This window comes from Streptomyces sp. NPDC007189, from assembly GCF_040703635.1.
Lineage (GTDB): Bacteria > Actinomycetota > Actinomycetes > Streptomycetales > Streptomycetaceae > Streptomyces.
Genome location: NZ_JBEYEY010000022.1, coordinates 82,601 through 97,731 on the forward strand (window position 1 = coordinate 82,601; position 15,131 = coordinate 97,731).

At 72.6% G+C, this 15,131-nt stretch carries 11 protein-coding genes and 1 tRNA gene; 6 read left to right on the forward strand and 6 right to left on the reverse strand.

The genetic code is table 11. The features are described 5' to 3' along the window. Positions 1-33 precede the first annotated feature (33 nt). Genes AB0950_RS34470 through nrfD form a run of 3 tightly spaced genes read left to right on the forward strand, consistent with a single transcriptional unit; the run spans position 34 to position 3,666 of the window. Entirely contained in the window at positions 34-1,623 is a 1,590-nt protein-coding gene (locus tag AB0950_RS34470) for a cytochrome b N-terminal domain-containing protein (RefSeq protein WP_366780209.1), read from the forward strand. A 16-nt stretch (positions 1,624-1,639) separates the two neighbouring features. Next, complete coding sequence (locus AB0950_RS34475) at positions 1,640-2,656, forward strand: 4Fe-4S dicluster domain-containing protein (RefSeq protein WP_360569942.1); 1,017 nt, start codon at positions 1,640-1,642, stop codon at positions 2,654-2,656. After that, positions 2,653-3,666 (forward strand): NrfD/PsrC family molybdoenzyme membrane anchor subunit, encoded by a 1,014-nt coding sequence (gene nrfD, locus AB0950_RS34480; protein WP_360569944.1) that lies wholly within the window; start codon positions 2,653-2,655, stop codon positions 3,664-3,666. The genes AB0950_RS34475 and nrfD overlap by 4 nt, the downstream gene beginning before the upstream one ends. Positions 3,667-3,787: 121 nt before the next feature. Here nrfD and AB0950_RS34485 read toward each other — a convergent pair whose 3' ends face one another. Further along, complete coding sequence (locus tag AB0950_RS34485) at positions 3,788-5,278, reverse strand: MFS transporter (protein ID WP_360569946.1); 1,491 nt, start codon at positions 5,276-5,278, stop codon at positions 3,788-3,790. A gap of 218 nt (positions 5,279-5,496) precedes the next feature. Here AB0950_RS34485 and AB0950_RS34490 point away from each other — a divergent pair, with 218 nt between their 5' ends. Continuing rightward, positions 5,497-7,008 (forward strand): MFS transporter, encoded by a 1,512-nt coding sequence (locus tag AB0950_RS34490; protein WP_366780188.1) that lies wholly within the window; start codon positions 5,497-5,499, stop codon positions 7,006-7,008. A gap of 17 nt (positions 7,009-7,025) precedes the next feature. Here AB0950_RS34490 and AB0950_RS34495 read toward each other — a convergent pair whose 3' ends face one another. From AB0950_RS34495 to AB0950_RS34510, 4 genes are read right to left on the reverse strand one after another with little or no spacing between them, the layout of a single operon-like run. Then, a complete protein-coding gene (locus AB0950_RS34495; RefSeq protein WP_360151110.1) occupies positions 7,026-7,547 on the reverse strand; it encodes a hypothetical protein in 522 nt (173 codons plus the stop codon). A 5-nt stretch (positions 7,548-7,552) separates the two neighbouring features. After that, entirely contained in the window at positions 7,553-7,912 is a 360-nt protein-coding gene (locus tag AB0950_RS34500; protein ID WP_360151107.1) for a hypothetical protein, read from the reverse strand. Beyond that, positions 7,909-9,567, reverse strand: a complete 1,659-nt coding sequence (locus tag AB0950_RS34505) for a cbb3-type cytochrome c oxidase subunit I (protein ID WP_366780189.1) — start codon at positions 9,565-9,567, stop codon at positions 7,909-7,911. The genes AB0950_RS34500 and AB0950_RS34505 overlap by 4 nt, the downstream gene beginning before the upstream one ends. Continuing rightward, on the reverse strand, positions 9,564-10,190 hold the full coding sequence (locus tag AB0950_RS34510) for a cytochrome c oxidase subunit II (RefSeq protein ID WP_366780190.1): 627 nt from the start codon (positions 10,188-10,190) through the stop codon (positions 9,564-9,566). The genes AB0950_RS34505 and AB0950_RS34510 overlap by 4 nt, the downstream gene beginning before the upstream one ends. Before the next feature lie 341 nt (positions 10,191-10,531). On the opposite strand from AB0950_RS34510, the gene fdh reads away from it, so the two are divergent. Further along, entirely contained in the window at positions 10,532-13,792 is a 3,261-nt protein-coding gene (gene fdh, locus AB0950_RS34515; protein ID WP_366780191.1) for a formate dehydrogenase, read from the forward strand. Between the two features lie 163 nt (positions 13,793-13,955). On the opposite strand, the gene selD is transcribed toward fdh, so the two are convergent. Then, complete coding sequence (gene selD, locus AB0950_RS34520) at positions 13,956-14,975, reverse strand: selenide, water dikinase SelD (RefSeq protein ID WP_366780192.1); 1,020 nt, start codon at positions 14,973-14,975, stop codon at positions 13,956-13,958. 37 nt (positions 14,976-15,012) lie between these two features. On the opposite strand from selD, the gene AB0950_RS34525 reads away from it, so the two are divergent. Beyond that, positions 15,013-15,109, forward strand: a tRNA-Sec gene (locus tag AB0950_RS34525). The last annotated feature ends 22 nt before the right edge of the window (positions 15,110-15,131 follow it).

A 15,131-nucleotide genomic window follows, 5' to 3' on the forward strand; every position in this document is an offset into this window, starting at 1 on the left:
CGGTCGGACGGGGACGACGGGCGCGGTGAGCGCCTGGTGTCCGCGCTGGACCGGCGGCTGCCCGTCGCCTCGGCCGGCAAGGAGTTCCTGCGCAAGGCGTTCCCGGACCACTGGTCGTTCCTGCTGGGCGAGTTGGCGCTGTACAGCCTGCTGGTGCTGGTGCTCACCGGGGTATGGCTGACGTTCTTCTTCCATCCGGACATGACGGAACGGCCGTACACCGGCTCGTACCTGCCGCTGCGCGGCACGATGACGTCCGAGGCGTACGCGTCGGTGCTGCACATCAGCTTCGATGTGCGCGGCGGGCTGTTGATACGGCAGATGCACCACTGGGCGGCCCTGGTGTTCGTCGCGGCGATCGGCGTGCACCTGCTGCGGATCTTCCTCACCGGGGCGTTCCGGCGGCCGCGGGAGGTCAACTGGACCATCGGCGTGACGCTCTTCCTGTTCTCCCTGCTGGAGGGCTTCTGCGGCTACTCGCTCCCGGACGACCTGCTCTCGGGCACCGGTCTGCGCACCGCCCAGGGCATCGTGCTGTCCATCCCGGTCGTGGGCACCTACCTGTCGTTCTTCGTCTTCGGCGGCCAGTACCCGGGGCACGAGATCATCCCGCGGCTGTACGTGACCCACATCCTGCTGGTGCCGGGTCTGCTGCTGGCGCTCGTCGGGGCGCATCTGACGTTCGTCGTGGTGCACAAGCACACCCAGTGGGCGAAGCCCGGCCACACCAACCGGAACGTGATCGGCAAGCCGCTGGTCCCCCAGTACGCGACGAAGTCCGCGGGCCTGTTCTTCATCCAGGCGGGCGTCCTCGCGCTGATGGCGGCCCTGCTCCAGATCAACCCGGTCTGGGCCTTCGGGCCGTACCGCGCGGACCATGTGTCGCTGGACGCGCAGCCCGACTGGTACGTGGGCTATCTGGAGGGCGCGCTCAGGCTGATGCCGGCCTGGGAGACGGACTTCGCCGGGCACACGATCGTCTGGGACGTGTTCCTGCCGGGCGTGATGCTGCCCGCGGTGCTGTTCCTGGTCCTGTACGCCTATCCGTTCTTCGAGCGCTGGCTCACCGGGCCGCTGCCCGAGCAGCACCTGTGCGACCGGCCGCGCAACCAGCCGACGCGCACCGCGCTGGGCGCGGCGGCCGTCGCGGCGTACGCGGTGCTGCTGATGGCCGGCGGACAGGACGTGCTGGCCTACAAGTTCGACCTGCCGGTCGAGTTGCTCACCCGTTCCTTCCGCACCGCCCTGTTCGTGCTGCCGTTCGTGACGTACCACGCCACCAAACGGGCCTGCCTCGGTCTGCAGGCCGCCGACCGGCAGCGGCTGCTGGACGGCGGGGCGACGGGGGAGGTGCGGCGCACGGCGGGCGGCGGCTACGAGGAGGCGCACACCCTGCTGCCCCGCGAGGAGGCCTATCGCATCCTCGTGCGCGACACGCCCCGGCCCCGCGCGGAGGGCACGGAGGCGTGGCGCTGGTTCCACCGGCACCGGCTGCGCAACGCCCTCAGCCGCTGGTACTTCGGCAAGAGCGTGGAGATGCCGGCCACCGCCTGGGAGAAACGCCGGGTGGAGTTCGTGCGGGCCGCGCCGGGCGAGGTAACCGAGGGGGCAGAGGAGTCATGAGCAGGGAGGTACGGCGATGAGGGACGGCGACGAGGGGCGCGGACATCTGCTGTACGGCCCGCAGCCGGACGTGGCCGGGGCCTCCGGCTACCCGGACGCCCCGCCGAGGATGGGGTTCTTCACGGACACCTCGGTGTGCATCGGGTGCAAGGCGTGCGAGGTGGCGTGCAAGGAGTGGAACGCCATCCCGGAGGACGGTCTCGTCTTCACCGGCATGTCGTACGACAACACCCAGGGCCTGGGCGCCGACACCTGGCGGCATGTGGCCTTCATCGAGCAGCGCAAGCCGTTCGGCGGGCAGGAGCCGGGGGTCGCGCACGAGGACGTCGACGTGTTCGCCGCCGCCGCACGGCTCGGCACCGGCGCCTCCTCCCCCGGACCGGGCGCCACCGCTCCCCCGCCCGGGCGGGCCCCGGCGGGCGCCCCCGCCGGGGAGATCTCGCCCCTCTCCCCGGACGGCCGCACCGAGCTGCGCTGGCTGATGGCCTCCGACGTGTGCAAGCACTGCACGCACGCCGCCTGCCTGGACGTATGCCCGACGGGTGCGCTGTTCCGCACCGAGTTCGGCACGGTCGTCGTCCAGGAGGACGTCTGCAACGGCTGCGGCTACTGCGTGCCCGCCTGTCCCTACGGCGTCATCGACCAGCGCGAGGACGACGGCCGGGTGTGGAAGTGCACCCTGTGCTACGACCGGCTGGGCGCCGGCATGGAGCCCGCCTGCGCCAAGGCCTGCCCCACCGACTCCATCCAGTTCGGCCCGTTGGAGGAGCTGCGGGAGCGGGCGGCGGGCCGGGTGGCGCAGCTGCACGCTTCCGGGGTGACCGACGCCCGGCTGTACGGCGAGAGCCCGGACGACGGGGTCGGCGGCGACGGCGCGTTCTTCCTGCTGCTGGACGAGCCGGAGGTCTACGGCCTGCCCCCGGACCCGGTGGTGACCACCCGGGACCTGCCCGACATGTGGCGGCACGCGGCGCTGGCCGCCGTGTCGCTGGCCGCCCTCGCCCTGGGCAGCTTCGCGAGGAGGCCGCGATGAGCGAGTCCGACGTCACCCGGGACGGCGTCCAGGGCGCACGGCCCGGCCGGCAGGCGCCGACGGGCGCGCACGCCGGGCGCCGCCGGGGACGGCGCGGGCGCGGCGAGCAGCCGATGGTGCCGGAGGCGGAGTTCTCGTCGTACTACGGCAAGCCGGTGCTGAACAAGCCGACATGGAAGCCGCTGGACATCGCCGGATACCTGTACCTCGGCGGCCTGGCCGGGGCGTCCTCGCTGCTCGCGGCGGGGGCGCAGGCGAGCGGCCGGCCGGGGCTCGCGGCTCCGGCGAAGCTCGGGGCGGCCGGGGCGATCTCCCTGTCGCTGGCCGCGCTGGTCCACGACCTGGGGAGGCCGGCCCGGTTCCTGAACATGCTGCGGGTGCTGAAGCCCACCTCGCCCATGAGCGTGGGCTCGTGGCTGCTGGCGGGGTACGCGCCGCTGACGCTGACCGCCGCGGCGACCGAGGTGGCGGGCCGGTACCGGCTGCTGGGCTCGGCGGCCACGGTGGCCTCCGCCGTGCTGGGCCCGGCCGTGGCCACGTACACGGCGGTGCTGCTCGCGGACACGGCCGTGCCGTCCTGGCACGAGGGCTACCGCGAGCTGCCTTTCGTCTTCGCGGGCTCCGCCGCGACCGCCGCCTCCGGCCTGGCGCTGGCCGCCGCCCCGGTCGCGCAGGCCGGCCCGGCCCGCCGGCTGGCCGTCCTCGGCGCGGCCTTGGAACTGGGCGCGTTCCAGGCGATGAAGCGGCGCATGGGCCTGTCCGCCGAGCCCTTCGAGCAGGGCAGGCCGCACCTGCTGCTGCGCGCGGCGGAGGCGCTGACGGCGGGCGGTGCGGTCCTGGCCCTGATCGGCGGTCGGGACCGGCGTCTGGCGCTCGCCGCCGGCGCCGCGCTGCTCACCGGCTCGGCGGCGCTGCGCTTCGGTGTCTTCCACGCCGGGGTGGCCTCGGCGGAGGACCCGAAGTACACGGTCGTACCCCAGCGGGAGCGAATGGAGCGACGCGGACGCTGACGCCCGCCCTGGCCCTGTTCTGCGGGCGTGACCGGTGTCCGGCGCTCGCCGCCGGCGCCGCACTGCTCACCGGCTCGGCAGCCCTGCGCTTCGGCCACGGTCCTGCCGCAGCGGGAGCTGCTCAGAACCGGGGGCGCGGGGACTGGTCCTGGACCAGTTCGGCCGCCTCCTCGTCCGTCTCCACGCACGGCGGCGAGCCGGCGAGGGGCTTTTGGGCGGTCTCCTTCATGCACAGCACCGCGACGACGCCGACGGCGGCGGCGAGCGTCGCGTAGTAGGCCGGCATGAGCGTGGTGTGGAAGACGCTGATCAGGGCGGTGGTCACCAGGGGGGTCGTGCCGCCGAAGAGCGAGGTGGAGAGGTTGTAGGCGACCGCGAGGGAGCCGTAGCGGACATGGGTGGGGAAGATCGCCGGGAGCGCCGCGGACATCGTGCCGAGCAGCGCCACCAGGCAGAGCCCGAGCAGCAGCAGGCCGAGGGCGATCAGGGCGATGCTGCCCTGCCGGATGAGGAGGTACGACGGCACGGACAGGACGAGGAAGCCGAGCATCCCCGTCATCAGCAGCGGCCGTCGCCCGAAGCGGTCGGAGAGCCGTCCGACCTGGTTGATCACGCACATCTGGACGACCATCACCAGGACCAGGATGAGCAGGCCGCGGTTGGTGCCGTAGCCGAGTTCGTCGGACAGGTACGCCGGCATGTACGACAGCAGCATGTAGTCGGTGACGTTGTACGCCGCGACGAGGGCGAGGCACAGCACCAGCGGCCGCCAGTAGCGGGTGAAGATCTTCCCGAGGTCGGCGGTGGCCGAGGTCTCCACCGCGGCGGCGTCGCTCGTCCCGGCCCGTCCGCCCTCCAGTTTCAGGAAGGCGGGCGTCTCGTCCAGCTTGAGCCGCAGGTAGAGGCCGATGAAGCCGAGCGGGGCCGCGACCAGGAAGGGGATGCGCCAGCCCCAGTGCAGCATCTGGTCCTGGGTGAGCACGCCGGTGAGGACGACGACCAGGCCGGAGGCGCCGACGTACCCGCCGAGCGTGCCGAACTCCAGGAAGCTGCCGAAGTAGCCACGCCGTTTGTCCGGCGCGTACTCGGCGATGAAGGTCGCCGCGCCCCCGTACTCCCCGCCGGTGGAGAAGCCCTGCACCAGCCGGAAGAAGATCAGCAGGCCCGGGGCCACGAAGCCGATGGCGTCGTGCGAGGGGATGAGGCCGATGGCGAAGGTCCCCACCGCCATCATGATCATGGTGACGGCGAGGACGCTCCTGCGGCCGATCTTGTCGCCGAGCGGCCCGAAGACCATGGCGCCGAGCGGGCGCACCAGGAAGGCCACCGCGAACGTCGCGAAGGAGCTGAGGAGCTGGGCGGTGTCGCTGCCCGAGGGGAAGAAGACCTTCCCGATCGTGGCGGCCAGATAGCTGTAGATGCCGAAGTCGTACCACTCCATCGCGTTGCCGAGGGCGGCGGCCTTGGTGGCGCGCTTGACCACGGCCTCGTCGGTCACGGTGATGTCGCTGCGGCGCAGCTTGGGGTGGCGTCGTTTCTCGACCGCGCGGAACAGCACCCGGTGCCGCCTCATCGCCGCCGGGTCCACCGACTCGCCGCCCGTCACCGCCATGGGGGTGTTCCTTTCGCCGTACGTGTTCTCCCACCACCGCCTGCGCAGTTCTCGCGGACTCAAACGGAGGCGTTCACGTGGCTACGGACCGTGACGGGCGGCGTCCTCCGGTGCGCTGTCGGGGCGGGCCGGGCGGATGGCGCGCGCCGGTGTGTGTGCCTGTGCCCCGGTCGGGGAACCTCGTCCAACCGGGTGCGCACCCGGCGAGAGGAGCCCAGGTGACGAGGTCGGTTGCGGGCGGGCGGCACCAGGACGCCCCGGAGGCCGGGTACGAGCCGGATCCGAACCGGTGGCGGGCCCTGTGGGTCACCCTGGTGGCCGGCTTCATGAGCCTGCTGGACGTGACGATCGTGGCGGTCGCCCTGCCCACCGTCCAGCGCGATCTGCACGCCTCCCCCGCGCAGGTGCAGTGGGTGGTGTCCGGATACGCCCTCAGCTTCGGCCTGGCCCTCGTCACCGCCGGCCGCCTCGGGGACGCGCTGGACCGGCGCCGGATCTTCCTGCTGGCCCTCAGCGGTTTCGTGCTCTTCAGCGCGGCCTGCGGAGCGGCCCCGGACATCACGCTGCTGGTGGTGGCCCGGCTGGCCCAGGGGCTGGCGGCGGGCTTCATGGCGCCGCAGAACTCCGCGCTCATCCAGCAGATGTTCCGCGGCGCCGAGCGCGGGCGCGCCTTCGGTTTCTTCGGCGCGACGGTCGGCCTGTCGGCGGCCACCGGGCCCGTCACCGGCGGTGTCATCCTCGCCCTGGCCTCGGGCCCCCAGGGCTGGCGGTGGATCTTCTACGTCAACGTGCCCATCGGCGTCCTGGCCGTGCTCCTCGGCCGCCGCCTGCTGCCCCGCACCCGGCGCTCCGGCCGCGGGCACCTGGACGTGCCGGGGATCCTGCTGCTCGGTCTCGGTGTCCTCGCGCTGATGTATCCGCTGGTCCAGGCGGACTCCGGCGGCATCGGCCGGGTGTGGTGGCTGTTCCCCGCCGGCGCGGCGATCCTCGGCGGCTTCGCCTGGTGGCAGCGCCGGCTCGTCGCCCGGGGTGTCCAGCCGCTGCTCGACCCGCGCCTGTTCACCACCGTGCGCGGGTACGCCGTCGGGGCCGGGGTCGGCACGCTGTACTTCATCGGGTTCAGCGGTGTGTGGCTGGTCTTCGCGCTGTTCTACCAGCACGGTCTCGGCTACTCGCCGTTGCGCTCCGGTCTGGCCGTGACCCCCTTCGCGCTGGGCTCGGCGGGCTCGTCCGTGGTCGCCGGCCGGCTGGTGGACCGGTTCGGCCGCCTGCTCACCGTGTGCGGCCTCACCGCCGTGATCGTGGGCCTGGGCGGCACCGCGCTGCTGCTGCGCCTCGCACCCCTCGGCATCGCGCCCTGGGCCGCCGTGCCGGTGCTGTTCCTGGCCGGGGTGGGCAGCGGCTCCGTCGTCTCCCCCAACATCACCATGACGCTGCGGGACGTGCCGGTGCGCATGGCGGGCGCGGCGGGCGGCGCCCTGCAGACCGGGCAGCGGCTGGGCGCCGCGGTGGGCACCGCCGCCCTGCCCGGCTTCTTCTACCTGGTCCTCGGCAGGGGCGGCGACTACCGCACCGCCCTCGCCACCGCGCTGGGTGCCGCCCTCGTCGGCATGGCGGCGTCCCTGGCGCTCGCGGCGTTCGACTGGCAGCGCGACCGGCGCGGGCCCCGGCCGCACCGGAAGTGCCCGGACGAGGTCGCCAACGACCCCACGCACTCCCGGCAGACGTGACCGCGTCGCCCGCGCCGTCAGCGGGCCAGGGGGTCGCCTCCGGGCGCGGACACGCCGAGACGCTGCGCCTCCCGTTCCTCGCGGTTCACCCAGGACCAGGTGAGGGCCGCCGCGGCGATGCCGACGGGCAGCATGCCGACGATCATGGTCAGGCCCTCCATGGAGCGGCCCGTGGCGACGACGCCCACGGCGGGCAGGTCCAGCAGGGGCGTGGCGAGGAACAGGTACAGGCAGCGCCCCGGGTCGTCGAGGCGGTGCCGGGTGCGGGCCAGGACCGGGATCCAGAACAGGACGGCGGCGGCGAGCAGGGCCGGCTCGCGGGCCAGGGCGCCGCCGGGAGTGCCCAGGCCGGCGTCCGCGCCGAGGACGGCCCAGGCGTGGACCAGCACCAGCAGGGGCAGGGCCACGGGCGCGGGGACGCTGATCCGCTCCCACAGCGGGGAGCGCCGCAGCAGGTGGACGGCGCCGGGGATCAGGGCGGCGACCAGCACGGCGGAGAAGGCCATCGGGACGACGGACATGTGCGCGGAGTGGTCCATGTTCCTCACCTCTCCCGGGCCGCCGTGCCGCGCACCGCGAGGGCCGCGGAGACGGCCAGCAGCGGTACGGCGACGGCGAGCAGCCAGCGGCCGTAGACGAAGCACAGGGCGACCAGCAGCAGGCCGACCGCCGCGGGCAGGACGGCGCCCGCGCCCCGGTCGGGGACGCGATAGCGGACATGCGCGTCGGGGGCCGTGCGCGAGGACAACAGCACGGCCGCGGCGGCCAGTTCGAGGACCAGGACGACGCCGCCCCACAGCCAGAAGACCAGCGCGCTCTCGCCGTAGACCGCGAGGACGGCGAGGAGGACGCCGTTGAGCAGGCCCCAGCCGGCGACCACCACCGCGGACAGGTGCCGTTTCACGTGCCGCTCCTCTCCCGCTGCCGCAGGTCCAGCAGTGGGGCGAAGCTGCTGACCGGCGGGAGGGGGCGGTCGGCCGGGAAGTTCAGCCGCGGGGGCGGGGAGGTGGTCGCCCACTCCAGGGTGTGCGCCTCCCACGGGTCGTCGCCGGCCGGTTCGGACCGCCCCAGGGAGCGCCTGCGCAGGGTCCACAGCACGTTGACGGCGAACACGGTCATGCCGGCGGCGAGGAAGGCGGCGCCGACGGTCGCGAGCAGGTTCAGCAGGCCGAAGCCGTCGAAGGCCGCGTAGGTGGCGACCCGGCGGGGCATGCCGAGGTAGCCGAGGGCGAACATCGGCAGGAACGTCAGATTGGTGCCCAGCACCAGCAGCCAGAAGTGCGTGCGGCCCATGCGTTCGTCGAGCAGGGCGCCGGTGACCTTCGGGAACCAGAAGTACACGGCGGCGAAGAGGCCGAAGGCGCTGCCCGCGAAGAGCACGTAGTGCAGATGGGCCACGACGAAGTAGCTGTCGGTGACGTGGTAGTCGATCACCGGGGTGCCGACCATGATGCCGGTGAGGCCGCCGATCAGGAACTGCGGGACGAACGCGAGCGCGAACAGCATGGGCGTGCGCAGCCGCAGCCGGCCGCCGAGGAGTGTGCCGAGCATGCCGAAGTACTCCACTCCGGCGGGGACGAGCAGGGCGATGGAGGTCAGCGAGTAGTAGTCGTTCGCCGCCTGGCCGGTGGCGAACATGTGGTGGCCCCACACGCTCATGGACAGCGCGGCGAACACCAGCAGCGACAGCGCCATGCCCTTGTAGCCGAAGAAGCGGCGGCCGGAGAAGACCGCCAGCACCTCGGCGACGGCGGCCAGGTACGGGAAGAACATCACGTACACGACGGGGTGGCCGTAGAACCAGAAGATGTGCTGGTAGCCGATGTTCCACACGTTGGAGGCGAAGACCGAGGGATCGGCCCGGCCCACGGCGAGCAGGACGAGCGCGGCGAGCAGGGCCGGGAAGGCGCCGATCACCATCAGGCAGGTGGCGATCATCGACCAGCAGAAGACCGGCAGCCGGAGCATGGTCATCCCGCGGGTGCGGCGGCGCAGCACGGTCCACAGCACCGCCCAGCCCATCAGGATGGTGCCGGTGACCGCGAGGAGGACGCCCGCGATCCACAGATCGGTGCCGGCGCCCGGCGAGTGCGTGCTGTCGGCCATCGGCGGATAGGAGAACCAGCCGTCGGCCGCCGCCCCGGTGGGGGTGGCGAAGCCGGCCAGCATGGTGAGGGCGCCGAACACGTAGAGCCAGTAGCCGAGCAGGGTCAGGCGGGGCAGCGCCATGCCGGGGGCGCCGATCTGCAGCGGCACCAGATAGACGCCCATGCCGATGGCGAACGGGGTCATGACCATGTAGATCATGCCGGAGCCGTGGATGGTGAACAGCTCGTTGTACGTCTGCGGGGTCAGGAAGTTCTCGTCGGGCTGGGCGAGCTGGCTGCGCATGAAGAGCGCGAAGACGCCGTAGACCAGCATCAGCACCAGGGAGGTGCCGACGGTCAGCAGGCCGATGCGCTTGTGGTCGGTGGTGGAGAGCCAGCCGAGCCAGCCGCCCGGCGGCACCGGGCGGCCTGAGCTGCCGCGCTGCTCGGCGGCGGGCGGCGCGACCGTCATACGGCAGCGCTCCCCCCGTGCGCCCAGCGGTCGTACTCCCGGGGCGGGACCGCCTTGATCCAGAAGTCCATGGTGGAGTGCCGCTGTCCGCAGAACTCCGCGCACCGGCCGCGCCAGCGGCCCGCCCGGTCCAGGGTGAGGGCGAAGGTGTTCACGTGGTGCGGGAAGGCGTCCATCTTGTACCGCAGGTCCGGCACCCAGAGGGAGTGGATGACGTCCCGGGAGGTGAGGCGCAGCTGCACCGTGCGGCCGGTCGGCACGACGAGCGTCGGGATGTCCTTGCCCTTGCAGGTGCCGGTCACGCTGCGGTGCGCCGGGGACTGCGGATAGCCGAAGGTCCAGCACCACTGGAAGCCGGTGACGTCGACACGCAGCGGTGCCGGGTCGGCCGTGTGGTGTTCGCGGTGGTTCTGCCAGGCGGTCCAGGCCACCAGGAAGACCGCGAAGGCGGCGAGGGCGCCGACGTAGAAGGCCTCCAGCCGGGGCCGTTCGGACCGGTCCGAGACCTCGGAGCGGCGCCGCGCCAGCACCCAGGCGAGCACGCCGAGGATCACCAGGAAAACGCCGCCGGCGACGATCGCCTCCAGCGTGAAGACGGTCCCGAAGATCTGACGCTGCCTCACCGGGCCACCGCCTTCACCTCGCCTGGCACCGTGGCCGGCGGCCCGCTGAGCGCCACCGACGTCATGCCGACGGGCTCCGCCGCCTTCATCCCGATGCCCCTGACGCTCATGCGATCACTCCCGTCACCTCCGTCGGGACCGTGGCCATCCGGACATTACGGGCACCCGGTACGGTCCGTGCGCCGACACACCAGCGGCGGAGTTTCCCGGCTCGCCGCCCTCACACCTGCCGGTGTCCGTTTGGTCACCGCCGGTGCGGGTACTCCACGGCTCACCGCGGCCCCGGATGCCGTGGCGGGCGGGCTGCGGGAAAATCGAGGCACCGAGCGGGAGGAGTGGCCGTGGGCGTACGCACCTGGATCGGCTCCTGGCCGGTCTACCGCCAGTTGACGGGCACCGATCCGCTGGGCCGGGGCGCCGCGGCGAAGAGCGGGCGCAGTGAGCGCCTCACGCCCCGCGTGGCCGACGCGGACCAGGTGGTGAAGTCCGTCTGCCCGTACTGCGCGGTGGGCTGCGGCCAGAACGTGTACGTCCAGGACGGCAAGGTCACCCAGATCGAGGGCGACCCGGACTCCCCCATCTCGCGCGGCCGGCTGTGCCCCAAGGGCGCGGCGAGCCTGCAGCTGACCACCGGGGACGCCCGCGAGCACCAGGTGCTCTACCGGCGCCCGCACGGCACCGAGTGGGAGCGCCTCGACCTGGACACGGCGATGGACATGATCGCCGACCGGGTCATCGAGGCACGCCGGGCGGGCTGGCAGTGGGAGGTCGACGAGACCCGCACCCGGCGCACGCTCGGCATCGCGAGCCTGGGCGGGGCCACCCTCGACAACGAAGAGAACTACCTGATCAAGAAGCTGTTCACGGCGCTCGGAGCGATCCAGATCGAGAACCAGGCGCGCGTTTGACACTCCTCCACCGTTCCCGGTCTGGGAACCTCGTTCGGACGCGGCGGCGCGACCACCTTCCAGCAGGACCTGCAGAACGCGGACTGCATCGTCATCGAGGGCTCGAACATGGCCGAGTGCCATCCGGTCGGGTTCCAGTGGGTGATGGAGGCCAAGGCGCGGGGCGCGAAGGTGATCCACGTCGACCCGCGTTTCACCCGCACCAGCGCGCTGGCCGACGTCCATGTGCCGCTGCGCGCGGGCACGGACATCGCCTTCCTCGGCGGGATCATCCACTACGTGCTGGAACACGAGAAGTACTTCCGCGACTACCTCGTGGCCTACAGCAACGCCCCGGTGATCCTGCGCGAGGACTTCCGCGACACCGAGGACCTGGCCGGCGTCTTCTCAGGCCTCGACGCCCGGAACCGGTCCTACGACAACGGCAGTTGGCAGTACGAGGGCACGGAGGTCCAGGCGGCCTCCGGTGAACGCGACCAGGAGTACGAGGAGCGCACCCGCGGCGGCAGCTCGGTGACCGAGGCGGCGCGCGGCGAGGCGCACGGCTCCGGCGGCGCGGTCATCGGCGAGGGCGAGCCGGAGCGGGACGAGACCCTGGCCCATCCGCGGTGTGTGTTCCAGCTGCTCAGGCGGCACTACGCCCGCTACACACCGGAGATGGTCGAGCAGGTCTGCGGGGTGCCGCGGGACCTCTTCCGGCAGGTGTGCGAGCTGGTCACGGAGAACTCCGGCCGCGACCGGACCACGGCGTTCGCCTACTCGGTCGGCTGGACGCAGCACACGGTGGGCGTGCAGTACATCCGCGCGGCGTCCGTGCTGCAGACCCTGCTCGGCAACATCGGCCGGCCGGGCGGCGGCATCCTCGCGCTGCGCGGGCACGCCTCCATCCAGGGCTCCACGGACATCCCGACCCTGTTCAACCTGCTGCCGGGCTACATCCCGATGCCGCACGCCCACCAGAACCAGGACCTGGACGCCTTCGTGCAGGCCGAGGCGGCCCACAAGGGCTACTGGGGCAACATGCGCTCGTACCTGGTGAGTCTGCTCAAGGCGTACTGGGGCGACGCGGCGAGCGCGGACAACGACTTCTGCTTCGACTACCTGCCCCGGCTGACCGGCAGCCACTCGACGTACGAGACGGCCATGGCCCAGCGGGAGGGCACCTGCAAGGGCTACTTCCTGTACGGCGAGAACCCGGCGGTCGGCAACGCCAACTCCAAGCTGATGCGGCTCGGCATGGCGAACCTGGACTGGCTGGTCGTGCGCGACTTCTCCCTGATCGAGTCGGCGACCTGGTGGAAGGACGGGCCCGAGATCGACACCGGTGAGCTGCGCACCGAGGACATCCGCACCGAGGTGTTCTTCCTGCCGGCCGCCGCGCACACCGAGAAGGACGGCACCTTCACCAACACCCAGCGGCTGCTGCAGTGGCACCACCAGGCGGTCGAGCCGCCCGGCGAGGCGCGCAGCGACCTGTGGTTCACCTACCACCTGGGGCGGATCATCCGGGAGAAGCTCGCCGGGTCCGCCGACGAGATGGACCGGCCGGTGCTCGACCTGGCCTGGGACTACCCGACGAAGGGCCGGCACGCCGAACCGGACGCGGAGGCGGTACTCGCCGAGATCAACGGCCATGACGCCGAGGGCCGTCCGCTGTCCTCGTACGAGGAACTGAAGGACGACGGCTCGACCGCCTGCGGCTGCTGGATCTACTGCGGGGTGTACGCCGACGGCGTCAACCAGGCCGCCCGCCGCAGGCCGGGCCGGGAGCAGGACTGGGTGGCGGCCGAGTGGGCGTGGGCCTGGCCGGCCAACCGCCGGATCCTGTACAACCGCGCCTCCGCCGACCCGCAGGGCAGGCCGTGGAGCGAGCGCAAGGCGCTGGTGTGGTGGGACGCGGAGAAGGGCGAGTGGACCGGGCACGACGTGCCCGACTTCAAGAAGGACAAGTCGCCCGGCCACCGGCCGCCCGAGGACGCGACCGGCCCGGAGGCGCTGACCGGCACGGACCCGTTCATCATGCAGGCCGACGGCAAGGCCTGGCTGTACGTGCCGTCCGGACTCACCGACGGCCCGCTGCCCACCCACTACGAGCCGCAGGACTCGCCGTTCCCCAACCTGCTCTACGACCAGCAGCGCAATCCGGTACGGCAGCTGATGCCGTCGGTGCCCGACAACCGCTACCAGCCGAGCGGTGACGAACCGGGCTCCGAGGTGTTCCCGTACGTCGCCACCACCTACCGGCTCACGGAGCACCACACGGCGGGCGGCATGTCCCGCTGGCAGCCGTATCTCGCGGAGCTGCAACCGGAGTTCTTCTGCGAGGTCTCCCCCGAGCTGGCGGCCGAGCGGGGCCTGGAACACACCGGGTGGGCGACGATCGTCAGCGCGCGCGGGGTGATCGAGGCGCGGGTGCTGGTGACGGACCGGATGGCGCCGCTGACGGTGCAGGGGCGCCGGCTGCACCAGGTGGGCCTGCCCTACCACTGGGGGCCCAACGGCTACAGCACCGGGGACGCAGCCAACGAGCTGCTGCACCTGGCCCTGGACCCGAACACCCACATCCAGGAGACGAAGGCGTTCGCCGTGGACATCCGCCCCGGCCGCAGGCCCCGGGGCCCGGCGTCCGTGGAGCTGGTGCGCGCCTACCGGACGCGAGCGCGCATCGACGAGCACACCGGGACCGAGCCCTGAGACACGCGGGCCGCGGGGGGCTGGCGCTTGGATCACTTGAGCGCAGGGGCCGGCCCGGGAACAGCCAAGCCCGGGAGGGCCGGCACGGGATCGGCGAAGCGGGATCGCCCGAGCCCCCGTGGGCCGGCCTCCGGTCACCCGAGCACGAGGGGTCGGCGCCGGATCACCTGAGCACGACGGAATGGCTCCCGCGCGGCACCAGTTCCCCCACGACCGGCGCCCCGGGCACCTCGCCCGCGACCAGCAGCCCGCCGGAGGTCTGGGCGTCGGCCAGCAGCAGCCGGGTGTCCTCGTCGGTGTCGCCGAAGTCGGTGTGCGGGGCGACCCATTCCAGGTTGCGCCGGGTGCCGCCGCTGACGTACCCGTCGCGTACGGCCTCCCGGGCGCCGTCCAGGTACGGGACGGCCGCGGTGTCGACCACGGCGGTCACGCCGGAGGCCCGCGCCAGCTTGTGCAGATGGCCGAGGAATCCGAACCCGGTGACGTCGGTGGCGCAGACGGCCCCGGCCGCGAGCGCGGCCTCGGCGGCGTCCCGGTTGAGCGCGGTCATCGCGGCGACGGCCTGCTCGAACCGTTCGCCGGTGACCTTGTGCCGGTTGTTCAGCACGCCCACGCCCAGCGGCTTGGTCAGCGTCAGCGGCAGCCCCGGCCGGCCGGCGTCGTTGCGCAGCAGCCGATCGGGGTCGGCGAGACCGGTGACGGCCATGCCGTACTTCGGCTCCGGGTCGTCGACGCTGTGCCCGCCGCCGACATGGCAGCCGGCCTCGGTGGCGATGTCCAGGCCGCCGCGCAGCACCTCGCGGGCCAGGTCGAAGGGGAGCCGGTCGCGGGGCCAGGCCAGCAGGTTCACGGCGAGCACCGGCCGGCCGCCCATGGCGTACACGTCGGACAAGGCGTTGGCGGCGGCGATGCGCCCCCAGTCGTAGGGGTCGTCCACGACCGGGGTGAAGAAGTCGGCCGTGCAGACGAGTGCCGTTCCCCGGTGCGTGACGACGGCGGCGTCGTCGCCGGTGGCGAGCCCGACCAGCAGCGGGGTGTCACCGCCGGTGAGCGGGGGTGCGGTCAGCCCGGCGACCACCTCCTCCAGCTCTCCGGGCGGGATCTTGCAGGCGCAGCCGCCGCCGTGGGCGTACTGGGTGAGCCGGACGGGCGCCTGGCGGATCGATGCGGATGTCGAGGTCATACCGGCGGTCTCCTGGGGCAGTAGCCTGACGAGCGGTGGAGGCGTGTGGGTGCCTGGTGGCCCTCCCGGTCTTCAAAACCGAGGGGCCCGAGGATCTCGGGCCGGCGGGTTCGATTCCCGTCCGCCTCCGTCCACCGCCTCCGTACGGCAGCGCCG